Annotated in this window: 19 protein-coding genes; 12 read left to right on the top strand and 7 right to left on the bottom strand. The window is 68.8% G+C overall.

Annotation, left to right across the window (positions count from 1 at the left end; all coding sequences use genetic code 11):
- Positions 1-71: 71 nt before the first annotated feature.
- Together katG and FIU83_RS14540 are read right to left on the bottom strand one after the other, a co-directional pair.
- Positions 72-2,237, bottom strand: coding sequence for a catalase/peroxidase HPI (gene katG / locus FIU83_RS14545; RefSeq protein WP_152484709.1), 2,166 nt, complete (start codon positions 2,235-2,237; stop codon positions 72-74).
- Positions 2,238-2,478: 241 nt separating this feature from the next.
- Positions 2,479-3,423 (bottom strand): LysR family transcriptional regulator, encoded by a 945-nt coding sequence (locus FIU83_RS14540; RefSeq protein WP_152484708.1) that lies wholly within the window; start codon positions 3,421-3,423, stop codon positions 2,479-2,481.
- 185 nt (positions 3,424-3,608) lie between these two features.
- Between FIU83_RS14540 and FIU83_RS14535 the strand changes: the two genes are divergently transcribed.
- From FIU83_RS14535 to FIU83_RS14525, 3 genes are all read left to right on the top strand, one after another.
- Entirely contained in the window at positions 3,609-5,108 is a 1,500-nt protein-coding gene (locus FIU83_RS14535) for a CoA-acylating methylmalonate-semialdehyde dehydrogenase (RefSeq protein WP_152484707.1), read from the top strand.
- 179 nt (positions 5,109-5,287) lie between these two features.
- Positions 5,288-8,404 carry a DUF3427 domain-containing protein gene (locus tag FIU83_RS14530; RefSeq protein ID WP_152484706.1) on the top strand — a complete coding sequence of 1,039 codons (3,117 nt, stop codon included), beginning with the start codon at positions 5,288-5,290 and terminating at the stop codon, positions 8,402-8,404.
- Between the two features lie 101 nt (positions 8,405-8,505).
- A complete protein-coding gene (locus FIU83_RS14525) occupies positions 8,506-9,093 on the top strand; it encodes a peroxidase-related enzyme (protein WP_152484705.1) in 588 nt (195 codons plus the stop codon).
- A 31-nt stretch (positions 9,094-9,124) separates the two neighbouring features.
- Here FIU83_RS14525 and FIU83_RS14520 read toward each other — a convergent pair whose 3' ends face one another.
- Positions 9,125-9,799, bottom strand: a complete 675-nt coding sequence (locus FIU83_RS14520) for a hypothetical protein (RefSeq protein ID WP_152484704.1) — start codon at positions 9,797-9,799, stop codon at positions 9,125-9,127.
- A 179-nt stretch (positions 9,800-9,978) separates the two neighbouring features.
- Here FIU83_RS14520 and ilvD point away from each other — a divergent pair, with 179 nt between their 5' ends.
- Entirely contained in the window at positions 9,979-11,667 is a 1,689-nt protein-coding gene (gene ilvD, locus FIU83_RS14515; protein ID WP_152484703.1) for a dihydroxy-acid dehydratase, read from the top strand.
- A 13-nt stretch (positions 11,668-11,680) separates the two neighbouring features.
- Positions 11,681-12,922, top strand: coding sequence for an arginine deiminase (locus tag FIU83_RS14510; RefSeq protein ID WP_152484702.1), 1,242 nt, complete (start codon positions 11,681-11,683; stop codon positions 12,920-12,922).
- 44 nt (positions 12,923-12,966) lie between these two features.
- Here FIU83_RS14510 and selD read toward each other — a convergent pair whose 3' ends face one another.
- Together selD and FIU83_RS14500 are read right to left on the bottom strand one after the other, a co-directional pair.
- The gene (gene selD / locus FIU83_RS14505) at positions 12,967-15,276 is read right to left on the bottom strand and encodes a selenide, water dikinase SelD (protein WP_152484701.1); all 2,310 of its coding nucleotides are present in this window, start codon (positions 15,274-15,276) and stop codon (positions 12,967-12,969) included.
- A gap of 250 nt (positions 15,277-15,526) precedes the next feature.
- Positions 15,527-15,811 (bottom strand): XRE family transcriptional regulator, encoded by a 285-nt coding sequence (locus FIU83_RS14500; RefSeq protein ID WP_152484700.1) that lies wholly within the window; start codon positions 15,809-15,811, stop codon positions 15,527-15,529.
- A 223-nt stretch (positions 15,812-16,034) separates the two neighbouring features.
- On the opposite strand from FIU83_RS14500, the gene lhgO reads away from it, so the two are divergent.
- The 4 genes from lhgO to FIU83_RS14480 all read left to right on the top strand — a co-directional run bounded on the left by lhgO (position 16,035) and on the right by FIU83_RS14480 (position 20,911).
- On the top strand, positions 16,035-17,231 hold the full coding sequence (gene lhgO, locus FIU83_RS14495; RefSeq protein WP_152484699.1) for an L-2-hydroxyglutarate oxidase: 1,197 nt from the start codon (positions 16,035-16,037) through the stop codon (positions 17,229-17,231).
- Between the two features lie 169 nt (positions 17,232-17,400).
- Positions 17,401-18,360, top strand: a complete 960-nt coding sequence (locus tag FIU83_RS14490) for a TAXI family TRAP transporter solute-binding subunit (protein ID WP_152484698.1) — start codon at positions 17,401-17,403, stop codon at positions 18,358-18,360.
- Between the two features lie 6 nt (positions 18,361-18,366).
- Positions 18,367-18,882 carry a DUF1850 domain-containing protein gene (locus FIU83_RS14485; RefSeq protein WP_152484697.1) on the top strand — a complete coding sequence of 172 codons (516 nt, stop codon included), beginning with the start codon at positions 18,367-18,369 and terminating at the stop codon, positions 18,880-18,882.
- 25 nt (positions 18,883-18,907) lie between these two features.
- Positions 18,908-20,911 carry a TRAP transporter permease gene (locus FIU83_RS14480; RefSeq protein ID WP_152484696.1) on the top strand — a complete coding sequence of 668 codons (2,004 nt, stop codon included), beginning with the start codon at positions 18,908-18,910 and terminating at the stop codon, positions 20,909-20,911.
- A gap of 72 nt (positions 20,912-20,983) precedes the next feature.
- Here FIU83_RS14480 and FIU83_RS14475 read toward each other — a convergent pair whose 3' ends face one another.
- Entirely contained in the window at positions 20,984-21,568 is a 585-nt protein-coding gene (locus tag FIU83_RS14475; protein WP_152484695.1) for a hypothetical protein, read from the bottom strand.
- A 236-nt stretch (positions 21,569-21,804) separates the two neighbouring features.
- Between FIU83_RS14475 and purE the strand changes: the two genes are divergently transcribed.
- From purE to FIU83_RS14460, 3 genes are all read left to right on the top strand, one after another.
- Positions 21,805-22,317: a 5-(carboxyamino)imidazole ribonucleotide mutase gene (gene purE, locus FIU83_RS14470; RefSeq protein ID WP_152484694.1), complete on the top strand. Its 513-nt coding sequence runs from the start codon at positions 21,805-21,807 to the stop codon at positions 22,315-22,317.
- Positions 22,318-22,330: 13 nt separating this feature from the next.
- Positions 22,331-23,443, top strand: a complete 1,113-nt coding sequence (locus tag FIU83_RS14465; protein ID WP_152484693.1) for a 5-(carboxyamino)imidazole ribonucleotide synthase — start codon at positions 22,331-22,333, stop codon at positions 23,441-23,443.
- Positions 23,444-23,629: 186 nt separating this feature from the next.
- Positions 23,630-24,832, top strand: a complete 1,203-nt coding sequence (locus tag FIU83_RS14460) for a cation:proton antiporter (RefSeq protein ID WP_152484692.1) — start codon at positions 23,630-23,632, stop codon at positions 24,830-24,832.
- Between the two features lie 72 nt (positions 24,833-24,904).
- Here the strand turns inward: FIU83_RS14460 and FIU83_RS14455 are convergent, their stop codons facing one another.
- Positions 24,905-25,900, bottom strand: a complete 996-nt coding sequence (locus tag FIU83_RS14455) for a YeiH family protein (protein WP_152484691.1) — start codon at positions 25,898-25,900, stop codon at positions 24,905-24,907.
- Between the last annotated feature and the right edge of the window lie 24 nt (positions 25,901-25,924).

The raw sequence follows: 25,924 nt of genomic DNA, 5'->3' as shown, positions 1-25,924 counted from the left end.
GGGGCTGGCGCGGCTCGGTGGAGCGAGGCTGGTGGTTCGGGCCGCCCGAGAGGCGGCGGCCCGAGGGAGCCTCAGTCGAGGTCGAAGCGGTCGGCGTGCATGACCTTGGTCCAGGCGGCGATGAAGTCCATCACGAACTTCGCCTCGTTGTCGTCCTGGGCGTAGAGCTCGGCGTAGGCGCGCAGGATGGAGTTGGAGCCGAACACCAGGTCGACGCGGGTGGCGGTGAACCTGGTGTCGCCGCTCAGGCGATCGACGATGGCGTACTCGTTCTTGCCGGTGGGCTCCCAGCGGTTGCCCATGTCGGTCAGGTTGACGAAGAAGTCGTTGGTCAGCTGGCCGACGCGGTCGGTGAACACGCCGTGCTGAGTGCCGCCATGGTTGGTGCCGAGCACCCGCATGCCGCCCAGCAGCACGGTCATCTCCGGTGCGGTCAGGCCCATCAGCTGGGCGCGATCCAGCAGCATCTCCTCCGGCTTGACGATGTAGTCCTGCTTCTGCCAGTTGCGGAAGGCGTCGGCCAGCGGCTCCAGCGGCTCGAAGGACTCGGCGTCGGTCATCGCCTCGCTGGCGTCGCCGCGGCCCTTGACGAAGGGCACGTGGATCTCGTGGCCGGCCGCCCTGGCCGCCATCTCGATGCCCAGGTTGCCGCCCAGCACGATGATGTCGGCGATGCTGGCACCGGTGTCGGCAGAGACCTTCTCGTAGACCGCCAGCACCTTGGCCAGGCGCTCCGGCTCGTTGCCCGCCCAGTGCTTCTGCGGGGCCAGGCGGATCCGCGCGCCATTGGCGCCGCCGCGCATGTCGGAACCGCGGTAGGTGCGGGCGCTGTCCCAGGCGGTGCAGACCAGCTCGTTCAGGGAGAGGCCGGCCTCGGCGATCTTCTCCTTGACGACCTCCTCGACGTAGTTGGTCTCGCCCTGGGGGATCGGATCCTGCCAGATCAGGTCCTCGGCCGGTACGTCCGGGCCGATGTAGCGGGACTTCGGCCCCATGTCACGGTGGGTCAGCTTGAACCAGGCGCGGGCGAAGGCGTCCTTGAAGTACTCGGGATCGGCCATGAACTTCTCGCAGATCGCCCGGTACTTGGGATCCATCTTCATCGCCATGTCGGCGTCGGTCATGATCGGGTTGTGGCGCTTGGAGGGGTCGCTGGCATCGACCGGCTTGTGCTCCTCCTTGATATCGATGGGCTCCCACTGGTTCGCGCCGGCCGGGCTCTTCTTGAGCTCCCACTCGTAGCCGAACAGCATGTCGAAGTAGCCCATGTCGAACCGGGTCGGGTTGGCCGTCCAGGCGCCCTCGATGCCCGAGGTCACCGCGTTGGCCGCCTTGCCGCCCATGTTCGGGTTGATCCAGCCGAAGCCCTGGTTCTCGACGTCGGCACCTTCCGGCTCGGGCCCGAGGGCCTCGGCGTCACCGTTGCCGTGGGTCTTGCCGACCGTATGCCCACCGGCGGTCAGGGCGGCGGTCTCCTCGTCGTTCATCGCCATGCGGGCGAAGGTGACGCGCACCTGCTCGGCGGTCTTGAGCGGGTCCGGGTTGCCGTTCACGCCCTCCGGGTTCACGTAGATCAGGCCCATCTGCACGGCGGCCAGCGGGTTCTCCATGGTGTCCGGCTTGTCGACGTCCTCGTAGCGGTGGTCGGAGGGGGCGAGCCACTCCTTCTCGGCGCCCCAGTAGATGTCCTTCTCGGGGTGCCAGATATCCTCGCGGCCGTAGGAGAAGCCGAAGGTCTTGAAGCCCATGGATTCGTAGGCCACGTTGCCGGCCAGGATGAAGAGGTCGGCCCAGCTGACCTGGTTGCCGTACTTCTTCTTCAGCGGCCACAGCAGGCGGCGCGCCTTGTCCAGGTTGCCGTTGTCGGGCCAGCTGTTGAGCGGGGCGAAGCGCTGGTTGCCGGTGCCGCCGCCGCCACGGCCATCGGCCAGGCGGTAGGTGCCCGCCGCGTGCCAGGCCATGCGGATCATCAGGCCTCCGTAGTGTCCCCAGTCGGCCGGCCACCACGCCTGGCTGTCGGTCATCAGCGCATGCATGTCCCGCTCGAGGGCTTTGTGGTCGAGGCTTTTGACCGCCTCGCGGTAGTCGAAGTCCTCGCCCATCGGATTGGTCTTGCGATCGTGCTGGTGGAGGATGTCCAGGTTCAGCGCTTCCGGCCACCAGGCGGCCGCGTCGGCCTTCTCCTGGGTGTTGGAACCGTGCATCACCGGGCACTTGCCTGCTTGTTGATCACCCATGTCGCTCTCCGATCGTTGCTGCATTGAGGGAACCGTCTGGTAGTCATAGACGACGTCGGCCCCGAGGGACAATGTCTTCCTGATGCCTTTGGTGCCGAAAGCGTCGTCATGCCGACGCGTGGCAGCGGACCTCGCTACCCTTATCTATACCCTACGCCGCGCGGATTCATCGTCCCAAGTGCCATTTCCGACCACCCCGATAGATATTTCATATCGGTAATCGTGCATGCAGTGACGCCGGCTATTGACCGGTCGGCAGCCGCAGTTCGCGACTCTCGCCCATCAGGAAGGCACGGTTGGCCTCCAGGGCCTCGCGCAGGAAGTCCCACAGCAGGCGAACCCGGGCCAGGCGGCGTTGCTCCTGGCGGGCCGTGATCCAGAAGTGGCGCACGATATCCACATCGTCATCCAGCACGTTCGACAGGGCCGCCGAGGTGCTCGCCATGAAGCAGGGCAGCACGGCGAGCCCGGCCCCCTGCAGGCAGGCGGCGTGCTGGGTGGTCACGCTGGTGCTGCGCATGGCGAAGTGCGGGCCGGGGTGGCCGACCACCGTCGGGTCGAGCAGCGGCTCGAGGTAGCTCAGCTGCTCGCTGAAGATCAGGTCGTCGACATAGCCGATCAGCCGGTGCCCGCCCAGCTCGCCACGCCGCGTCGGGGTGCCGTGGCGGGCCAGATACCCTTGGCTGCCGTAGAGGCGCAGCCGATAGTCGCAGAGCCGCGAGATGACGAGCCCCGGGCTCACCGGGCGCTCCACGGTGATGGCAAGGTCCGCCTCGTGGCGACTCAGGTTGACCACCCGGGGTAGGGCCAGCAGGTCCAGGGTCACCCCGGGATGGCGCTCGCAGAAGGCCGAGAGCAGCGGGGCGATGACCCAGGTGCCGAAGCCTTCGGTCACCCCGAGGCGGATCTGGCCGCTGATCTGATGGTTCTTGTCGGTGAGGCTCTCGCCCGCCTCGAAGGCGTGGCGGGCCATCTCCTCGGCATGGGCGAGCAGCTGCTGGCCGGCCTCAGTGAGGTGGTAGCCGTGGGTGCTGCGCTCGAAGAGCTGGGTGTTGAGGGTCTGCTCGAAACGCCGCGTGCGTCGCGACAGGGTGGAGTGGTCCAGGCCCAGCCGCCGGGCGGCGTCGGTGAGCCGCTCGCTGCGCGCCACCTCGAGGAAGATCTGGATGTCCTGCCAGTCCAGCATGGGATGACCTCTCGTCGTGCCTGTTTGTGCATGAGTGCACAAGCAATGTGCCCGAGTGCCCGTTGTCTCGCCATCCGACCTCTGTATAGACTCGAAATATCGACGCCTCGTGCCAGCATGCACACAAGGTCGAACACGCCTCTTGCCCCCGTCCCCATAATCACAACAGATTCAGGAGCACGCCCATGTCCGTTCGCGAAACCCCGATGTACATCGACGGCCAGCCCGTCCAGTCCCAGAGCCAGGAGTGGCGCGACGTGGTCAACCCGGCCACCCAGGAGGTGGTCGCCCGGGTGCCGTTCTGCACCGCCGAGGAGGTGGAGCGGGCCGTGGCGAGTGCCAAGGAGGCCTTCAAGACCTGGCGCAAGGTGCCGCTGGCCAAGCGCATGCGCATCATGCTCAAGCTCCAGGCGCTGATCCGCGAGAGCACCGACGAGCTGGCCGCGCTGATCAGCGAGGAGCACGGCAAGACCCTGCCGGATGCGGTCGGCGAGGTGGGGCGCGGCCTGGAGGTCGTGGAGCACGCCTGCTCGATCACCTCCCTGCAGCTCGGCGAGCTGGCCGAGAACGCCGCCAGCGAGGTGGACGTCTACACCCTCAACCAGCCGCTGGGCGTGGGCGCCGGCATCACCGCCTTCAACTTCCCGATCATGCTGCCCTGCTTCATGTTCCCGCTGGCCATCGCCACCGGGAACACCTTCGTGCTCAAGCCCTCCGAGCAGGACCCGACCTCCACCATGCGCCTGGTCGAGCTGGCCCACGAGGCCGGCGTGCCGGCCGGCGTGCTCAACGTGGTGCACGGCGGCCCGGACGTGGCCAACCAGATCGCCGACCATGCCGACATCAAGGCGCTCTCCTTCATCGGCTCCTCCCACGTCGGCTCGCTGCTCTACAACCGCGCCGCCGCCGCCGGCAAGCGCATGCAGGCGATGATGGGCGCCAAGAACCACTGCGTGGTGATGCCGGACGCCAACCGCAGCCAGGCGATCAACAACCTGCTGGGTTCCGCCTTCGGCGCCGCCGGCCAGCGCTGCATGGCCAACTCCGTGGTGGTGCTGGTGGGCGAGGCCCGCGAGTGGCTGGACGACATCGTCGAGGGCGCCCGCCACATGAAGGTCGGCCCCGGCACCCAGCAGGACGCCGATCTTGGCCCGCTGGTCTCGCCCCAGGCCAAGGAGCGGGTCGAGCGCCTGATCGCCACCGGCGAGCAGGAGGGCGCCACGCTGCTGGTCGACGGCCGTGGCTGCCAGGTCGAGGGCTACCCGAACGGCAACTTCGTCGGCCCGACCCTGTTCAGCGACGTGACTCCGGAGATGACCATCTACCGCGAGGAGATCTTCGGCCCGGTGCTCTGCGTGGTCAGCGTCGAGACCCTCGACGAGGCGATCGACTTCGTCAACGCCAACCCCAACGGCAACGGCACCTCGATCTTCACGAACTCCGGCTGGGTGGCGCGGCGCTTCGAGAGCGATATCGACGTCGGCCAGGTGGGCATCAACGTGCCGATCCCGGTACCGGTCGCCTACTTCAGCTTCACCGGCTCGCGGGGCTCCAAGCTCGGCGACCTCGGCCCCAACGGCAAGCAGGCCATCGCCTTCTGGACCCAGACCAAGACCGTCACCGCGCGCTGGTTCGAGCCGGAGAACGTCTCCAGCGGCATCAACAGCACCATCTCGCTGAGCTGATAGGTTCAGCCCCTGAGCAGCGGCGGCCCCGTCTCGAGAGAGGCGGGGCCGCCGTCGTATCTGCGGGCTGCCCGTCACCAAAGAGGCGGGCTTCGTCGAGCGAAAGGAGACTGTAGGCCTTCGTTGGCTCTCTGCTGCTGCTACCCTGGGGGCCATCGACAGGGCAGGGATGAGACACCATGGAGCGGTTACCGGAAGGGCTTTATGAACGGCTACTCGACGAAGAGCTCAGGGAGCAGCTGAAGGCTCACCCAGAGCTCACACCTGTTCTGAGAACCCTCGATGATGAGACGGCTCCCCACGCTTACGCTCAGTTTCTCAGTCAGGTACTTCATCAGGCTCTGCGGATCGTTGATACGGAGCGTCGGCTGCCACTTCTTAATCGGCTCATTGAACTGATCTCTGCCACCGATGGACTCGGTTTTCTGGCGCGCAAAAAATTGCTGGCTGAAGGTCGGCCAGTACTCAGCGAGATTGGGCATAGCCGTCACCGCTTACCACGTCCGGCGACGCCCTTGGCGACCAGTGCTCTGCTGACAGGGCTAGGAAACGATCCATCCCTGGAACACGAGTTGCGCGCCGAGATGGCCACAGCCGACGGTGTCGATATTCTGGTCTCCTTCATCAAGTGGTCGGGGCTAAGGCTGTTAATGCCTGCCTTCGAGCGTCTGGCCCAGCGTGGTATTCCTGTGCGTCTGATCTCCACCAGTTATATGGGCGCTAGCGATCCGACTGCGCTGGAGTGGCTGACCCAACAACCCAATGTCACTGTTCGTGTCTCTTATGACACCGCCGGTACGCGTCTCCATGCCAAGGCCTATCACTTTCGTCGCGACAGTGGGTATTCCACGGCCTATATCGGTTCGGCCAATATGTCTCATTCGGCGATGACGCAGGGTCTCGAGTGGACCGTTAAGGTCACTGCTCAGGACATGGCACATATCCTCGAGCGCTTCGAGGCAGAGTTTGCGGCCTACTGGGAGAGCGACGACTTCGAGCCCTATGCTCCGGAGGACTTCCTGCGCTTTCGTCGTGCGATCGCTGCACACAAGGATCGCGCTCGAGGTGGGGTGAGTTTCTTTGCCGAGATTACGCCGCGCCCCTTCCAGTTGAGGATTCTGGAAGCTCTAGAGGCTGCCCGTCAGCGCGGTTCGTTTCGCAACCTGGTGGTGGCGGCCACCGGTACCGGTAAGACCGTAATCTCAGCGCTGGATTATCGACGAGTTAGTGAGCATGAAGGGCGGCAGGTGCCGCTGTTGTTTGTTGCTCACCGCAAGGAGATTCTGGAGCAGGCCCAGGCCTGCTATCGCACCGTGCTGCGGGATCAGAACTTCGGCGAGCTCTGGGTGGGCGGCCATATGCCGACGGAGCAGCGCCACCTCTTTGCCTCGGTACAGACACTTAATCGGCAGCGTCCTTGGGAATCCCTGGGAACGGAGCACTTTCAGTACGTGGTGATCGATGAGGCGCATCATGAGGCTGCCAGCAGCTATCGGCCGCTCCTTGAACAGCTCAACCCTGCCGTGCTGTTGGGGCTGACGGCAACGCCCGAGCGCATGGACCACACCAGCATCTTGCCGGACTTCGACGGCGACTTCGCCGCGGAGATTCGCCTTCCGGAGGCGTTGGAAGAGAAGCTGCTATGCCCCTTCCACTACTTCGGGGTCAGCGATAGCGTCGACCTCAGTGACGATGCGCTGTGGCGCAACGGTCGCTATGACGTCCGGCAGCTGGAGAACCTGCTCACGGGCGATGACTTGCGTGCCAAGCAGCGGGTGGACACCATCCTGCAGGCGTTGGAGCGCTATCAGCCTGATCTGCAGGGCGTCCGTGCGGTGGGGTTCTGCGCCGGCGTTCGCCATGCCGAGTACATGGCTGATTGCTTCAATCGGCTGGGCGGTGAGTATCGGGCCGCCGTCCTTGTCGGAGACACGCCGGCCGAGGTCCGCGCCGAACGGTTGCGTGAGTTCCGTGAAGGAAAACTACCCTTCCTGTTCACCGTGGACGTGCTCAGCGAAGGGGTCGATGTTCCCGATATCAACCTGGTGATGTTCCTGAGGCCGACAGAGAGCCTGACGGTCTTCCTCCAGCAGTTAGGGCGTGGGCTGCGTCATGCGCCGGGGAAGGAGTGCCTCACCGTGCTGGACTTCGTGGGCCAGACCCATCGCCGATACCGCCTGGATACCAAGTTCACATCGCTGCTCTCCGGGAGGCGCCAACGGCTGGATCGTGAGGTGGAGGCCGACTTTCCCAGCCTGCCTCCCGGCTGCAGCATCCAGCTTGAGCGGGTGGCGCGGGAGCGGGTGCTGAGCAAGATCCGCGCGGTACTGGCCGATCTCAATCAGTTTATCCCCGAGACACTGCGCACCTGGCAGGAAGAGGTCGGGACGCTGCTGACCTTCGGGCGTTTCCTGGAGGTGACCAACCTGACCCCGGTGCAAGTGTTGTCTCGCCGCAGCTGGTCCGAGTGGAAGGCCTTGGCCGACCGCCAAGCGATGCCCGAGGATCCCGATATCGACCAGGCGCGCAAGGCGCTACCGCGGATCGCACTGCGCAGCGACCCCGAATTGCTGTCGGCCATCGAGACCCTCGGCGAGAAAGAGGGCGTCGAGGAGGCCCTGGGACGTTATGACACTCCACGGCAAACGGCACTGCACTATCTACTATGGGGCCAGAAGGGCGGCCGGCTTGGCGTCGATAGCCTCGAAGAGTCACTACGTAAGTGGCGTGCCAACCCCAGTATCGCGGCCGATGCCGCCGAGATTGCGGCCTGGAAGCGAGCTCATCAACAGGTGCCCCTGCGACGTCTGAATGAGCTGCCTTTCGACTGTGAGCTGCTCCTGCATGGCACCTATGGTTTGCCAGAGATCAAGGCAGTACTCGGGTTGTCGAACTTAGAAAAGCCGGGTGCTACCGGCGTGGGAGTAATCCATGCAAAGGAAATCCGCGCCTATATTCACCTGGTGACGTTCCAAAAGGATGACACCGACTTCTCTCCCACCACACGCTATCGAGATTACCCCATCAGTCGCACCCTGCTGCACTGGGAGAGTCAGTCGAACACCCGTCAGGCCAGTGCGACGGGACAGAATTACCTTCACTTCGAGGAGCGCGGTTACACCATTCTCTTCTTTGCCCGCCTGACCAAGCGCATCGACGGGGAAACGGCGCCGTTTATCTTCCTGGGTCAGGCCAAGGGTCTGAAGCGCTACCAGGGGAATCGGCCCATCGCCATGACCTGGGAGTTGGCGCATCCCATCCCGGCAGAATTGTTCGAAGAGGCGCGGCCGGCGTAGCGCCCCCGAGGTCCGTGGTATGCGACTTTGGCAGGCATGTTGACGTTAACGTAAGCTGTTATGTTGGTTCGGCGACAATAACCACAACGCCCGGAGTCATCATGACCGCACCCATCAGCCGCTTCCCCGTACCCGAGTCGATCCACGATCTCCCCGACGATATCCGCGACGCCATGCTGGCGGTGCAGGAGAAGGCCGGCTTCGTGCCCAACGTCTTCCTGATGCTGGCCCACCGCCCGGCGGAGTTCCGGGCCTTCTTCGCCTACCACGACGCCCTGATGGAGCGGGAGTCCGACACCCTCACCAAGGCGGAGAAGGAGATGATCGTGGTGGCCACCAGCGCCCGCAATCGCTGCCTCTACTGTGTGGTGGCCCACGGCGCCCTGGTGCGCATCTACAGCAAGGACCCGCTGCTCGCCGACCAGGTGGCCGTCAACCACCGTACGGCACCGATCAGCGAGCGCCATCGCGCCATGATCGACTTCGCCATGCACTGCGGACTGGAGGTGGGGGAGCTCACCGACGAGTGGGAGGCCCGCCTGCAGACCGTTGGCTTCACCCAGGACGACATCTGGGACATCGGCGCCATCGCCGCCTTCTTCGGCCTCTCCAACCGCCTGGTCACCCTGACCGGTACCCCGCCCAACGAGGAGTTCTACCTGATGGGGCGGGTGCCGCGGGAGAAGTGAATCGGTCCCACCCTCGCGAGTGCTTCCGGCGCTAGGCGCCGTGGCCCGCTTCGAGTAGCCGCAGCACCGGCGTCAGCTGGCTCTCGTGCAGCAGCAGCACGCTGTCGCCGCCCTCGGTCTCCGCGGGCGCCGCCACGGCGAACTCGCCCTCCTCGAGGTGAAACTCGTGGATCTCGCGCAGTCCCTGGGGCGTCTGGCAGCGGATCGCGCGATAGGCGTCGTCCTCGCTGTAGGTCAGGCGGTGGTAGACCTTGAAGAAGGTGTACAGGGTCAGGCCCTGTTTGAAGGCGGGCCAGCGCGCCGGAATGGTGCGGGTCTCCTCGTCGAGGGCCTGGCCCTCTGCCTCGGCGGCGGCGATGGCCCGGGCCAGGGGCTCGGCCAGCAGGCCGCTGCCGTCGTTCGGCAGCGGCTCGCCGTGCTCGAAGGCCCGGCGGTAGGCGTCGGCGACCCGGCGCAGGTCGGCGAGCGAATCCAGCCGATGATCGCTGTGGCAGAGCTCGCCGGGCTCGAAGCTTCCGTTCTGCCAGCCGTGGAGGACGCGCAGCACCAGCCGGCCCGCACGCATGGGGGCGAGGAGCAGCGCGTCGCTCGCCACGCGCAGGTGCAGCAGGCGCTCGGTGGCGGTGTTGTCGAAGGCGCTGTAGGGATCGACGAAGATCCCGTGCAGGCGGCCGGGGGCGTGTTCCTTGGCTTCGGTGTAGGGCATCTCGGGGCTCCGGGCGGGTGGTCGTCACGGTGGGGCGACGCGATGATGCCCCTCGATCCCATCTCTATCGGCCGTTTCGGTGCCGGCTTGAGGCCCGGATCCTCGGCGGCCCCGGTTGCCAGGTCGTGCCATGGGGGCCACTCTTGGGAATCCAATGCACAACATCCCGAGGAGCTCCCATGTCCGATACGCCCGTGGATCCGCGCCGCCGCCATTCCGCCAAGGTGGTGGACGGCGTCGGCAAGTCCGCCAGCCGCGCCATGCTCCGGGCGGTGGGCTTTCGCGATGAGGACTTCGCCAAGCCCCAGGTGGGCATCGCCTCGACCTGGAGCAACCTCACCCCCTGCAACAGCCACATCGACGAGCTGGCCCGCCGCGCCAGCGACGGCGCCGACGAAGCCGGCGGCAAGGGGGTGATCTTCAACACCATCACCATTTCCGACGGCATCGCCAACGGCACCGAGGGCATGAAGTACTCGCTGGTCTCCCGGGAGGTGATCGCCGACTCCATCGAGACGGTGGCCGGCTGCGAGGGCTTCGACGGCCTGGTGGCGATCGGCGGCTGCGACAAGAACATGCCGGGCTGCCTGATGGGCCTGGCACGGCTCGACCGCCCCGGTGTCTTCGTCTACGGCGGTACCATCCTGCCCGGCGAGGGCCATACCGACATCGTCTCGGTGTTCGAGGCCATGGGCGCCCACTCCCGCGGCGACATGGACCTGATCGAGGTGAAGCAGATCGAGGAGACGGCGATCCCCGGGCCCGGCTCCTGCGGCGGGATGTACACCGCCAACACCATGGCCTCGGCCATCGAGGCGCTGGGCATGAGCCTGCCGGGCAGCTCGGCCCAGAACGCGGTCTCCCAGGCCAAGCGCGAGGACTGCGAGGCGGCCGGCGCGGCGGTGCTCGAGCTGCTGGCGCGGGACATCAAGCCCTCGGACATCATGACCCGCCAGGCCTTCGAGAACGCCATCACCGTGGTGATCGCGCTGGGCGGCTCCACCAACGCCGTGCTGCACCTGATCGGCATGGCCAGCACCATCGGGGTTCCGCTCTCGCTTGCCGACTTTACCGAGATCGGCCGGCGGGTGCCGGTGGTCGCCGACCTGCGCCCCAGCGGCCACTACATGATGAGCGAGCTGGTGGCGATCGGCGGCATCCAGCCGCTGATGAAGACCCTGCTCGACGCAGGCCTCTTGCACGGTGACTGCCTGACCGTCACTAGCCGCACGCTTGCCGAGAATCTGGCGGACGTCGCCCCCTATCCCGACGACCAGAAGATCATCGCCCCGCTGGATCGCCCGGTGAAGGCCGAGAGCCACCTGCGCATCCTCCACGGCAACCTGGCGCCGGAGGGGGCGGTGGCCAAGATCACCGGCAAGGAGGGCACGCGCTTCACCGGCTCCGCCCGGGTGTTCGGCTCCGAGGAGGAGGCCCAGGCGCGCATCAACGACGGCACCGTGGTGGCCGGCGACGTGGTGGTGATCCGCTACGAGGGGCCGAGGGGCGGGCCCGGCATGCGCGAGATGCTCACCCCCACCTCGGCGATCATGGGCCGCGGGCTCGGCAGCGAGGTGGCGCTGATCACCGACGGGCGCTTCTCCGGCGGCAGCCACGGCTTCGTGGTCGGCCACGTGACCCCCGAGGCGATCGACGGCGGCCCCCTGGCGCTGGTGGAGGACGGCGACACCATCACCATCGACGCCGAGGCCGATACCATCGACGTCGCGCTCTCCAATGAGGAGCTCGAACGGCGCCGCGCCGCCTGGCGGGCACCGGAGCCGCGCTATACCCGCGGGGTGCTGGCCAAGTACGCCCGCACGGTGAGCTCGGCCTCCACCGGCGCGGTCACCGACCTGCCGGGCTGAGCCGGCCCACGCCATGAGCGACGCCCCGGGCGTGCACTCCGAGACCGGCCCCCTGCGGCAGGTGATCGTCTGCCGCCCGGGGCTGGCCCATCGGCGCCTGACGCCCGACAACTGCCGGGCGCTGCTGTTCGATGACGTCTTCTGGGTCAAGCAGGCCCAGCGCGATCACGATGCCTTCGTCGCCGTGATGCGCGGCCGCGGCGTGGAGGTGCTCGACGTCCACGACCTTCTGGCCGAGACCCTCGCCCTCGCACCGGCACGCGCCTGGCTGCTGGACCACCGGATCACCCGTGACCACGTTGGGGTGGGGATGATGGCGGACCTGCGCGCCTGGCTGGACGCCCTGCCGGGCGAGGCCCTCGCCGAGTTCCTGATCGGCGGGCTGGAGGTGGCCGACCTGCCCTTCGCGCCGACGGGGCTCTTCGGCGCCCACCTGGGGCCGCTCGGCTTCGTGCTGCCGCCCCTGCCCAACCTGCTGTTCACCCGAGACAGCAGCGCCTGGCTCCCCGACGGCGTCACCCTCAACCCGATGCGCTGGCGCGCCCGTCGCCCGGAGACCCTGGTGATGGCGGCCATCTACGCCTTTCATCCGCGGTTCGCCGGTCGGGTGGAGGTGGTGTGGGGCGACTCTCTCGTCGATCATGGCCTCGCCACCCTGGAGGGAGGCGATCTCATGCCGCTGGGCCACGGCACCCTGCTGGTGGGCATGGGCGAGCGCTCCTCGCCCCAGGCCATCGGCCAGCTGGCCGAGACGCTGTTCGCGCGGGCCCGCCAGGGGAGCGGCCGGGTGCATCGGGTGATCGCCTGCCAGCTTCCCCGGCGTCGCGCGGCCATGCACCTGGACACGGTGTTCACCCTCTGTGGGGGCAACGTGGCGACCGCCTATCGGGAGGTCGCCGACGCCACGGTCTGCTTCGACCTGCGCCCCGGGGAGGGCGGCCGGCCGCTCGAATTCCGGCGCGACCCGCGCCACCTCTTCGACCTGGTCGCGGAGGCCCTCGGCTACCCGGCGCTGACGGTGGTGCCCACCGGCGGCGACACCCCGGAAGAGCGCGCCCGGGAGCAGTGGAGCGACGGCAACAACGTGCTGGCGTTGAGCCCCGGCGTCGTCGTCGGCTACGACCGCAACGACGACACCAACGCGGCGCTGGAGGCGGCGGGCATCGAGGTGCTGGCGATTCCCGGAGCCGAGCTGGGGCGCGGCCGCGGTGGCGGGCGCTGCATGAGCTGTCCCACTCGTCGCGATCCGGCCTGAGGGGCCCTGGCGAATGCCCGAGGAGGGGCGTTCCCTCGCGTCCGTTATCCCGTGAGGTGGATGGGCTCCAGCGCCTCGCCGGTGGGGGTGACGCGGCCGATGATCGCGGCCTGGGCGTAGCCCATCGCCTGCAGGGCCGCGAGACAGGCCTCGGCGCGCTCGGCGGGCACACCGGCGAGCAGCCCGCCGGCGGTCTGGGGATCGAAGAGCAGCGGGTAGCGGGGATGCTCGACCCAGGCCGGCTGGTCGCGGATGGCGCGGCGCAGGCGCACGTTGGCGGGCTGCAGGGAGCTCAGGATGCCGGCGGCGACGGTCTCCTCGGCGCCCGCGAGCAGCGGCAGGGCCGCCAGGTCGAGCTCGGCATCCACCCCCGAGGGGCGGGTCATCTCCACCAGGTGGCCGAGCAGGCCGAAGCCGGTGAGGTCGGTGCAGGCGGTGGCACCGTGTTCCTGCAGGCAGGCCGCTGCCTCGCGGTTGGACTGCCCCATGCTCGCCAGCGCCGCATCGATCCAGCGCCCCCGGGCGGCGAGGCGCGCGTGGGCGGCAAGCAGTGTGCCGGTGCCGATGGGCTTGGTGAGGATCAGCACCTGGCCGGGGCAGAGGCCGCCCTTGGTCATCAGCGCCGCGCCGGCCGGGCTGTCCTCGTCGGCACTGCCGCTGTCGATCAGGCCGTTGACGGCGAAGCCCAGGGCCAGCTCGCTGCCCTCGCCGGTGTGGCCGCCCACCAGGGCGCAGCCGGCGGCGTTGAGCACCTCCACCGCGCCGCTCATCATCTGGAAGACGGTGTCCTCGACCTTGGCCTCGAGCCCCTGGGGCACCGTGGCCACGGCGGTGGCGGTCTGCGCCTCGGCGCCCATGGCGAAGATGTCGCCCAAGGCGTGGTTGGCGGCGATCCGGCCGAACACGTAGGGGTCGTCGATGAAGGCGCGGAAGAAGTCCACGGTGTGCACCATGTCCTTGCCCGGCGGCACCCGCACCACGGCGGCGTCGTCCGGGGCGTGCAGGCCGACCCGCACCTCCTCCCGCGCGATCGGTGCAAGCGTCGCGAGCGCCCGGGAGAGGGTGGTGGCCCCCACCTTGGCGCCGCAGCCGCCGCAGCGCATGGCGAGCGCCGAGATCGCCTGGTCGCGCTCCTCCTCGTCGAGCGCCACCCGGCTTTTGGCCGGCGCCGGCATGGCGGCCTCGGTCATCGGCGGCAGGTCGTTGAAGCGGGCCATGAAGCGCCGGTCGATCCAGTCCTTCCAGCGCCAGGCCCAGTCGCCGGCAAGGAAGAGCCCGCCCCGGGAGGCCACGGCGTGGCGGCCGCCGGTGCTGATCAGCGCCAGCCAGCGGCGCTGGGGGCGGTAGGGCGAGAGCGGCCGGCCGGTCACGGCGGCGCGCAGGTTCTCGGCCAGCGGGCGGCCCTGGCGCACGGCGAAGACCCCGGCCTTCTCCCGGGGATGGTGGACCTGGTGGGCGATGTCGCCGGCGGCGAAGATCCGCGGGTCCGAGCGTGACTGCAGGGTGTCGTCGACCTCGATGAAGCCGTCGTCGTCCAGGGCGAGCCGAGTATCGCGCAGCCAGTCGGCGCCGCCGGCGTTGGTCACCCAGACGATCTCGTCGGCGGGATGCCAGCGACCGTCGGCGGCCTTGAGTCGGCCCGGCTCGACGGCGACCACCTCGGTGCCGGTGTGCACCGCGACGCCCCGGCGGCCAAGCGTGGCCTCGAAGTGGGCGCGCACCCGGGCGTTGTGGGTCGGCAGGATGCGCGCGCCGCGGGTGAAGAGCGCGAAGTGAAGTTCTGCCGGGTCGCGCCCCCGGGCGACCAGCTCGCGGCCGAGCCGGTGCTGCATGGCGAGCAGCAGCTCGATCCCGCCGGCGCCACCGCCGACCACCGCCACCCGGGTGGTGCCGGGATGCGCCTCGAGGCGGGCGAGCAGCCCTTGCCAGCGGTCGTTGAAGCGGTGGATCGGCTTGACCGGCACGGCGTGGGCGTCGGCGCCCTGGACGCTGCCCACCCGGGGGGTGGAGCCGATGTTGATCGACAGCCAGTCGTAGGGCACCGGCGGGCGCGAGCGGCAGAGCACCCGGCGCGCGTCGTGGTCGATGCCGACGGCCTCGTCGGCGAAGAAGCGCGCCCCGGCGTACTCCGCCAGCCGGCGCAGGTCGATGTGCACGTCGTCGTAGCCGTAGTGGCCGGCGACGTAGCCCGGCAGCATGCCCGAGTAGGGGGTGTGGGTGTCGCGGCAGATCAGGGTGATCCGCACGCCCGGTTCCGGCTTCATGGCGAAGCGCTTCAGCACGCCGACGTGGGTGTGGCCGCCGCCGACCAGCACGATATCGCGTAGCGTCGGTGACCCCGAGGGTGGCTGCATGGTGGGGCTCGCTCCAGAGGGTGAAAAGGGGGCGCGGGGCATCCCGGGCTCGCGCCGCCGCCCAGTCTATCCGGATTCCGGTGGTGGAATCTCCCCGGCCCGTCGTGGAGCGCGCCTCGGCGTGCACGGCCGGGCGTGATGACGGTGCCCGCGTCTGGGGATCGCCACACGAGACACGAAAAAAACGCCCCGCCGGTGGGCGGAGCGTTCGCTGTTCTCGGAGCCGGGGGCGGCTCGCGGCAGTCATCGATCAGGGCGGCGTGGGTGTCCTGCTCGTGTCGATGCTGTGGTAGACCAGGCGCAGCTCGTCGATGGAGAGATGTTCCAGCTTACCCGAGAGGAGGTCGCTGATCTTCTGCATCGGCAGGCCGGCGCGGCGCGCGATCTCGCGGCTGCCCAGGTCGGACACGGCGATCAGCCGTGTGATGATGCGCATGAGGCGCGTACGTTTTTCCAGGTCCCTGACATCGAGGTCAGGGCTGCTTCGCGGAGGGTCCAGGAGTTCCGCGGATCGGGACTGTCGTGCCGTGCTCATGATGCTCCAGTTGGCGGTTGCGACAAGCACACTATGGCGGCTAAAGAACGTTTTTGCCAGTCTCCCATCGGGGAATTTTCAGGGGGAAAATCGTCGTGTCGCCCGGGCCCGTCGAGGCGCTCGAACGCGGCTGTCCGAGGGACATCTCGGCGTCCCAGGCGTTACCCTGACGAGGCCACGCCGTTCCCCGGCGTGGCCGTCGCATGAGGAGAACGAGGACGGCATGTTTGATTTCATCATCATCGGCGGCGGCATCCTGGGGATGTCCACCGCCATGCAGCTCCAGCAGGCCTGGCCCGATCGCCGCATGCTGGTGGTGGAGAAGGAGCGCGAGGCGGCCTGCCACCAGACCGGCCACAACAGCGGCGTCATCCATGCCGGGGTCTACTACACGCCGGGCAGCCTCAAGGCGCGCTTCTGCCTGGAGGGCAACCGCGCCACCAAGGCCTTCTGCGATGCCCACGGCGTCGCCTACGACACCTGCGGCAAGCTGCTGGTGGCCACCAACGCCCAGGAGCTCGAGCGCATGGAGGCGCTCTGGGAGCGCACCGCGGCCAACGGTCTCAGGCGCGAGTGGCTTCAGGCCGGGGCGCTCGCCGAGCGCGAGCCCAACATCACCGGCATCGCCGGCATCTTCGTGCCCTCCAGCGGCATCGTCGACTATGCCGCGGTCACCCGGGCGATGGCCGCCGAGTTCGAGCGCCTGGGCGGCGAGATCCGGTATGGCGCCGAGGTCACCGCCCTGGAGGAGCGCCGCCAGGAGGTGGTGGTCACCACCGGGGCGGGGACGTTCACCGGGCGCTACCTGGTCTCCTGCTCCGGGCTGATGGCCGATCGCGTGGTGCGCCTGCTCGGCCGCGACCCCGGCTTCAGCATCTGCCCGTTCCGCGGCGAGTACTACCGGCTGCCCGCCGAGCACAACGCCATCGTCAACCATCTGATCTATCCCATCCCGGACCCGTCCATGCCGTTTCTGGGCGTGCACCTGACGCGCATGATCGACGGCAGCGTGACCGTGGGGCCCAACGCCGTGCTGGCGCTGGCCCGCGAGGGCTATCGCAAGCGCGACGTCTCGCTTGTCGACATGGCGCGGATGTTCAGCGACCCGGGCATCCTCCGGGTGCTGGGCAAGCACCTGCGCCCGGGGCTGGTCGAGATGAAGAACTCGCTGCACAAGCGTGGCTACCTGGAGCTTGTGCGCAAGTACTGCCCGAGCCTGACCCTCGAGGACCTCACGCCCTATCCGGCCGGGGTGCGCGCCCAGGCGGTGACCCGCGACGGCAAGCTCGTCGACGACTTCCTGTTCGTCAACACGCGGCGCACCGTGAACGTCGGCAACGCCCCGTCCCCGGCGGCCACCTCGGCGCTGCCCATCGGCGCGCACATCGTCGACAAGGTGAAGACGCTGGTCGAGGCGTGAAGCCGTCATCGACTTTAGGGGAATTGCCGAAAATATCAGAGAACGTAGAAATAGTGGCATGGTGACTTGCGCTGGCCCCTGCTAGCGTTGTCTGAGGCGTCGCGACCCGACGCCGAACCATCAATAACAATCGTTCACGACAACCTGGTTCCAGGATCGGAGGAATGCCATGCGACTCCTGAAGTACGCCGCCACCGTCACGCTGCTGGCCACGGCCCCGCTGGCCGCCGCCCAGCAGCTCTCCATCGCCACCGGCGGCACCGGCGGCACCTACTACCCCTACGGCGGCGGTCTCGCCGAGCTGATCGGCAACCATATCGAGGGCGCCGATGCCGTCGCCGAGGTCACCGGCGCCTCGGTGGAGAACATGGGGCTGGTGTGGCGCGGCGACTCCGACCTGGCCCTGGCGCTGGCCGATACCGTCTACCAGGCCTACAACGGCACCGGCGACTTCGAGGGGCGCCAGCTCGAGAACATCCGCGCGCTGGCCTCGATCTACCCCAACGCCGTGCAGATCGTGACCCTGGCCGATTCCGGCATCGACTCGCTCTCCGACCTCGCGGGGAAGACGGTCTCCGTGGGCGCGCCGGGCAGCGGCACCGAGGTCAACGCCCAGGCGCTGCTCGAGGCCAACGGCATCACCTACGACGACATCGACGCGCGTCGCCTGAACTTCAACGAGACCGCCGACGCCATCCGCGACGGCGACATCGACGCCGGCTTCTGGAGCGTGGGCCCGCCCACCAGCTCGATCATGAACCTGGCCACCACCCGTGACATCCGCCTGGTGGGGCTCTCCGACGAGGAGATCGCCAACGCCAAGGAGGCCGAACCCGTCTTCGCCGCCTACACCCTCAAGGCCGGCCTCTACGAGGGCATGGACGAGGCGGTGCAGAGCATCGGCATTCCCAACGTGCTGGCCGTGAGCAGCGAGATGGACGAGGAGCTGGCCTACCAGATCACCAAGGTGCTCTTCGAGTACACCGACGAGCTGATCGCCATCCACCCGGCGGCCAACGACACCACCGTCGAGTTCAGCGTCGCGTCCACGCCGATCGGCTTCCACCCGGGAGCGCTGCGCTACTACGAGGAAGTGGGCGCCGAGATCGGCGACCACCAGCGTCCCTGAGACGTGATGCGCGCATCACGCCTGAACGCAGGGCGGGCCTGGCTGCCCGCCCTGCTGCTTTGTGTGTGCGTGTCGGCCGGCGCTCCGGCGGCCGCCGGAGCGCCGGCCGAGGCTAGGCTAGAGGTGCATGACGCCGACGGCGCTCGCCTGGTGAGCCTGCCCATGCCCGAGGGCGAGGGGTGGTGCCTGGAGTGGAACCACTCGGTCGAGGGCTTCGCGGTGCTCGACTGCTACCGCCACCGCGACGGGCGCATGGTGCTCGTGCGCAGCCACCTGCCCGACTTCGCGGCGGGGCTCGACCACATTCCCGGGCGCGGCCGCCAGGTCTCCGACGGGGAGGGCGGCTACTGGATCGAGGCGATCGACGAGCCGGTGCCGGGCAACGCCTATCGGCTGCGGGTGGGGGCGATGCGCGTCGACCACCGCCTGGTGGTCGACGGCGAGCGCACGAGCCTCAGCCGCCTGGCGGCCAACGAGCGGGTGACGATCCGCCTGACCCCGGCTGCCGCGTCCCCTGACTGAACGACAACCCTTCGAGAGAACCACGATGAGCGATTCGGGTACCTCCCCCGTCATCCCCGGCAGCCAGGCGAACCATTCGCGCGCGGTGCTGTGGCTGATCACCCTGGTGGCAGTGGGGCTGTCGCTGTTCCAGCTCTACTCCGCCGGCATCGAGCCGCTGGGGCTCTTCTACCAGCGCAGCATCCACCTGATGCTGATCATGGTGCTGGCCTTCCTGATGTTCCCCCTGCTGGGCGCGAGGCACGACCGCGGGCCGCTCAGCGGCCTGGTCGATGCGGTCTTCATCGGCGGGGCGCTGATCACCGGCGGCTACCTGGTGCTCTACCTCGACGACATCATCAATCGCGCCGGCTTCTGGGCCCAGAGCGACATCGTCGTCGGCTGCATCGCCACGGTCACCGTGCTGGAGGCGGCACGCCGGGCGGTGGGCCTCGGCATGACGATCATCGGCGTGATCGCCATCCTCTACGCCTTCGCCGGTCCTCGCGGCGAGCTGCCCTGGCTGGGCCAGTTCCTGCCGGGCATCCTCGAGCACCGTGGCTACAACCTGGACCGCCTGGTCGGCCAGCTCTACCTGGGGCAGGAGGGCATCTTCGGCCTGCCGATGGGCGTGGCGGCCACCTATATCTTCATCTTCGTGCTGTTCGGCGCCTTCCTCGAGATCACCGGCGCCGGCAAGTTCTTCATCGACCTGGCCTACGCCGCCACCGGTCGCCAGCGCGGCGGGCCGGCCAAGGCGGCGGTGATCGCCTCCGCCGGCATGGGCTCGATCTCCGGCAGCGCCATCGCCAACGTGGTGACCACCGGCGCCTTCACCATCCCGCTGATGAAGCGCCTGGGCTACAAGCCTCACCAGGCCGGCGGCATCGAGGCGGCGGCCTCCACCGGCGGCCAGATCATGCCGCCGCTGATGGGCGCCGGCGCCTTCCTGATCGCCGAGTACACGCGCATGCCCTACCTGGACGTGGTCAAGGTGAGCATCCTGCCGGCGATCATGTACTTCGGCACCGTCTACCTCTTCGTGCACATCATCGCGCTGAAGCAGGGCATGCAGGGCATGGCCCGAAGCGAGCTGCCCCAGATGCGCGACGTGATGGGCGCCGGCTGGCACTTCCTGCTGCCGCTGGCGGTGCTGGTGTGGCTGCTGGTGATGAACATGTCGCCGATGCGGGTGGGCTACTACGCCATCCTCACCATGCTGGCGGTGGCGGCACTGCGCTTCGCGGTGTGGTTCCTGTTCATCGCCCCCCGGGAGGGCGACAGGGTGACCGCCGCCACCCTCAGGGAGGCGGTGATGCGCGGGCTGCTCAAGCTGGTCGGCGGCCTGGAACTGGGCGCGCGCAATGCCGTGGCGGTCTCCATGGCCTGTGCCGTGGCCGGTATCATCGTCGGCGTGGTGGGGCTGACCGGCCTCGGCCTCAAGTTCTCCTCGATGATGATGGCCTTCTCCGGCGGCAACCTGCTGCTGGCGCTCGTCATGGTGCTGCTGGCGAGCCTGGTGCTCGGCATGGGCCTGCCGGTGACCGCCAGCTACATCGTGCTGATCGTGCTGGTGGGCCCGGCGCTGACCGCCGAGTTCGGCGTACCGCTGCTGATCGCCCACCTGGTGGTGTTCTGGTACTCCCAGGACTCCAACGTCACTCCGCCCATCGCGCTGGCGGGCTTCGCCGGGGCGGCGATCGCCGGGGCGAAGCCCATGGACACCGGCTTCCAGGCCTGGAAGTTCGCCAAGGGGCTCTACCTGATCCCGCTGTTCATGGTCTACAACCCGGAGATCATCATGGGCGGCCCCGTACCGCTGCTCGTCTGGACCGCCTTCACCGGCCTGCTGGCCCTGGGCGCCTTCGCGGCGGCCCTGGAGGGGTACCTCTTCACGCGCATGGGCTGGCTCGCGCGGGCGCTGCTGCTGCCGGCGATCGTCGCGGTCTTCTACCCGAGCCTCGCCGTGGAGGCCGCCGGGGCGGTGGCGATGGTGCTGATCCTGGGCGGCAACTGGCTCTCCAGCCGGCGCTCGAACGTGTCGACCTGACGCGCACGGCCTGACACGAAAGACCCCGCCCGAGTCGCCTCGGGCGGGGTCTTCGGGGAGTGAGTGCCGAACTCAGTAGGTGGTGTCGCCGTCGACGGCTTCCTCGGCCTCGTCCACGGCCTCCTCGGTCGCGGCCTCGGTGGCCTGGGCGGCATCCTCGGCCTCGTCCATCGCCGCGTCCGCGGTGTCCTCGGCGGCTTCGCCGGTGGCGTTCATGGCATCATCGGCCTCGTCCATCGCCGCGTCGGCGGCCTCCTCGGTGGTCTCGGCGGCGGCGTTCATGGCATCACCGGCCTCGTCCATCGCCGCATCGGCGGTCTCCTCGGCGGCCTCGCCGGTGGCCTCCATGGCGTCACCGGCCTCGTTCATCGCCTCGTCGGTGGCCTCCGCGGTGGCTTCCATGGCGTCGTCGGTCTCGCTCGCGGCCTCGTCGGCGGCGGCGTCCATGTCGTCTACCGTCTCCTCGGTGGCCTGCTCGACCTCCGCGCTGACGTCGCCCAGGGCCTCGCCCGTCTCGTTGGCGGCCTGCTCCATCTCCTGCTCGACCTGGGTCTCGGTCTCGGCGGCCTCTTCGGCGACGGTGTCGCTGCCGTCATCGCAGCCGGCGAGCAGCAGGGCGGCGGTCATGGCGGCAGTCAGGATCAGTGGCTGTTTCATGGCTCTCTCCATCGTTGGGGGTATCCGCGGGGCGTGTTCCTTTGCCCTTCACTCATTGACCCTAGCAGCCAAACTGACACTCAGGGTGAAAGTGTTGTCGCGAGAAGGCGACGGTCGTTCGCGGGTAAGGAAGCGGGCGCCGGCCTCTGCTAGAATGCTTGCCTTCCATTCTTGACCGTGCCGCGTGGTGCCCGCCCCGTGGCGCTTTCGTCGTTCTTTCTTGCCAGGAGTCGCAGATGTCGTCATCGAAGCAGTCGCCGAAGGTCGGCGTGATCATGGGGTCGAAGTCGGACTGGCCCGTCATGGAGCATGCCGTGGCGATGCTCGAGCGCCTGGGCGTGCCCCACGAGACCCGCGTGGTCTCCGCCCACCGCACGCCGGACCTGCTCTTCGACTACGCCAAGCAGGCCGCCGGGCGCGGCCTCTCGGTGATCATCGCCGGCGCCGGCGGTGCGGCCCACCTGCCCGGCATGGTGGCTTCCCAGACCGCGCTGCCGGTGTTCGGCGTGCCGGTGGAGTCCAAGGCCCTCAAGGGTCTGGATTCGCTGCTCTCCATCGTGCAGATGCCCGGCGGCGTGGCCGTGGGCACCCTGGCCATCGGCAAGGCCGGCGCGACCAACGCCGGGCTGCTGGCCGCCCAGGTGATCGGCCTGCAGGACGACGAGGTGCGCCGCGCCGTGGAGGCCTTCCGCGCCGAGCAGACCGAGACGGTGCTGGACAACCCCGACCCGCGTCCCGCGGCCGAGTGACAGGAGAGAGCCCATGAACATCGGCGTACTGGGAGCCGGCCAGCTGGGCCGCATGCTCGCCCTGGCGGGCTACCCGCTGGCCAACCGCTTCACCTTCCTCGACACCACCGGCCACCCCAGCGCCGGCATCGGCGAGGTGATCGTCGACACCGACCAGAAGCACCTGGCGAGCTTCCTCGAGACGGTCGACCTCGTCACCTACGAGTTCGAGCACCTGCCCGTGCCGCTGGTCCAGGCCATCGAGGAGCAGAAGCCGGTCTACCCCTCCAGCGAGGCGATCCGCATCTGCCAGCACCGCGCCGAGGAGAAGGCGCTGTTCGACCGGCTGGCGATCCCCACGCCGGCCTATCGTCTGGTGGACAGCGCCGAGGCGCTGGAGGCCGCGGTGCGCGAGCTGGGCACGCCGGTGGTCGCCAAGTCGGTCACCGAGGGCTATGACGGCAAGGGCCAGGCGGTGATCAAGGATCCGGCCGATGCGGCCGAGGCCTGGCGCGCGATCAATCATCCGCGGCTGATCGTCGAGGCCTTCGTCGACTTCGTGCGCGAGGTGTCGATCATCGCCGTGCGCGGCCGCGACGGCGAGGTGGTCTTCTATCCGATGGCGGAGAACGTCCACGTGGACGGCATCCTGCGCTACTCCGTCGCGCCGATGCCGGACCTGGACGCCGCCGTCCAGCAGACCGCCGACGGCTATATCCGGGCGCTGCTCGACGAGCTCGACTACGTCGGCGTGCTGACCCTGGAGCTCTTCCAGACCCGCGACGGCGCGCTGCTCGCCAACGAGATGGCGCCCCGGGTGCACAACTCCGGCCACTGGACCATGGACGGCGCGGTGACCAGCCAGTTCGAGAACCACCTGCGTGCCATCCAGGGCCTGCCGCTGGGCAGCACCGCGGCGCGTGCGCCGACCTGCATGGTCAACGTGATCGGCCGCGAAGGCGAGGCGGCGAAGCTGCTGGAGATCGACGACGCTCACCTGCACCGCTACGACAAGGGCGAGCGTCCGGGGCGCAAGCTGGCCCACGTCAACCTGGTGGCGCCGACCTTTGATGCGCTGCTGGAGAAGGTCCGCGCCTGCGCGGCCCTGCTGCCCGACGCGCCGGCACCCCGCTTCAGCTTCGAGTAGCCCGCGTCAGCCTCGACAAGTCTCGCGTCGGGGCGATGCCGCCGGCCACGAGAAGGCCCCGCCCGTGCGGGGCCTTCTGCCGTCAGGCGTCATGCTCCGGCCTGTGGCATGGTAGGCGTAGGCGGCCGACGATGAGGGTCGCCGGGACAGGCGTTCGACACAGGGCCGCAGAGGGAGAACCCATCGGTGACGGAGATCGCAGAGCACGCGCAGGCCTGGCTGCCGGTGTCGCCCAGCGCGGGGGCGCTGATCCTGCTGGGGGTGATCCTTTCCTCGAGCATCTTCGCCGACGCCGTGGCGCGGCGTACCCGGCTGCCGCGCATCTCACTGCTGGTGCTGGTCGGCGTGGGCGTGGCCGTCGTCCAGCAGGGGGTCCTCGGGGCGCCGGAGCCTCGCCCCCTGGACGGGCTCGCTGAGCCGCTGATCCAGGTGGCGCTGGTGATGGTAGCCTTCTTGCTCGGCGGCGAGCTGACCCGCGAGCGCCTGCAGAGCATCGGGCCGCTGCTGCTGATCCTCTCGCTCTCGGTGATCGGGGTGGGGGCCCTCGCCGTGGGCGTCGGCCTGCTGGCGCTGGGCTTCCCGCTGGTGGTGGCGGTCTCGCTGGCGGCGATCTCGGTGGCCACCGACCCGGCCGCCGTCCAGGAGACGGTGCACGACAGCGGCGACAGCCGGCTGCGCGCCCGGCTGCTGCTGGGCATCGTGGCCATCGACGACGGCTGGGGCATCGTGGTCTTCGGCCTGGCCATGGCGGGGCTGGGGTGGGGGCTCTCGGGCAGCGGCGAGCGGGCCCTGCTGGAGGCCGGCTGGGAGCTGGGCGGCGCGCTCCTGCTCGGTGCCGCGGTGGGCCTGCCCGCCGCCTGGCTGACCGGGCGGCTGCGGCCCGGCGAGCCGACCCAGGTCGAGGCGCTGGCGCTGATCCTGCTGCTGGCCGGGCTCTCGTCCTGGCTCGTGGTCTCGTCGCTGCTGGCGGCGATGATCACCGGGGCGCTGATCGCCAACCTCTCCCCCCACCACACCCGCTCCTTCAACGAGATCGAGCATATCGAGTGGCCTTTCCTGGTCTTCTTCTTCGTGCTCTCCGGGGCCAGCGTCGATCTCTACCACCTGGACGACGCCGTCGGCCTGACCCTGGCCTATATCCTGCTGCGCCTGCTGGGACGCTACCTGGGCGGCCGGCTGGGAGTGCGCCTGGCGCGGGAGCGCCAGGCGGAACTGCCGCCCAACATCGGCCTGGCCCTGACGCCCCAGGCCGGGGTGGCGATGGGCATGGCGCTGCTCGCCGCCGAGCAGTTCCCCGCCCACGGCACCCTGCTGCTCTCCGCGGTGGTGGGCTCGACGGTGGTCTTCGAGATCCTCGGGCCCCTGCTGGTGCGGCGCGTACTGACATGACGCAGACGAAGACGGCCGCCCCGGGGGGCGGCCGTCTCGAGCGTCGCTCGGCGAACAGCACTATCGGCTCGCTCAGCCCATCAGCAGGCGGCTCGCCAGGAAGCCGCCGCCGATCAGCAGCACGAACAGCGTGAGGGCCAGGATGAAGGGCTTGATGCCCAGCGCCTTGAGCTTCTCCAGCCGGGTCTCGTAGCCCAGCGCCGCCATGGCCATGGTCAGCGCCAGCTGGCCGGCCAGCACCAGGCCCTCGTGCAGGGGCGCGGGCAGGCGGACCAGGCTGTTGAAGACCACCATGGCCATGAAGCCGAAGGCGAACCAGGGGATCACCAGGCCGCCGCCGGCCGCCTGCGCCTCGCCGCCCTCGCCACGGCGCATCCACCACTGGCCGACGATCAGCAGGAAGGGCACCAGCAGCATCACCCGCACCAGCTTGACGATCACCGCGTTGGCCAGGGCCTCGGGGCCCACCGCCTCGCCCGCGGCCACCACCTGGGCGACCTCGTGGACGGTCGCGCCGATATAGACGCCGTAGAGGCCCTCCTCCATGCCCAGCAGCGGGTAGAGCAGCGGGTAGAGCAGCATCGCCAGCGAGCCGAACAGCACCACCGTGGCCACCGCCATGGAGGTGGCCGCGGGGCGCGAGCGGATGGTCGATTCGGTGGCCAGCACCGCGGCGGCGCCGCAGATGGCGCTGCCGGCGCTGGTCAGCAGGGTGGTCTCGCGGTCCATGCCCAGCACCCGGGTGCCGATCAGGTAGCCGGCGACCAGCACGCTGGCGATCACCAGCACGTCGAGCAGCAGCACCTTGGGGCCCAGGGCAGCGACCTGCTGCAGGGTCAGCGAGAGGCCGAACAGCACGATGCCGCCACGCAGCAGCCAGCGGGTGGCGAACTTGAGCCCCGGGGCGGTGTGGTGAAGACGCCCGGCCAGCGGGGTGTTGCCGACCAGGATGCCCAGCAGCAATGCCACCACCAGGGGGCTGATGCCGGCGTTGGCCAGCGGGGGGAGTTGTGCCAGTCCGAAGCCGGCGACGGTCAGGGCGGTACAGACTGCCAGGCCTTGCCTCATGATGATCTCCTGTCGAGGGGATGG

It is taken from the genome of Halomonas sp. THAF5a, from assembly GCF_009363755.1.
Lineage (GTDB): Bacteria > Pseudomonadota > Gammaproteobacteria > Pseudomonadales > Halomonadaceae > Halomonas.
Note: the sequence above shows the minus strand (reverse complement) of the source record. Positions and strands in the feature narration are given on the sequence as shown.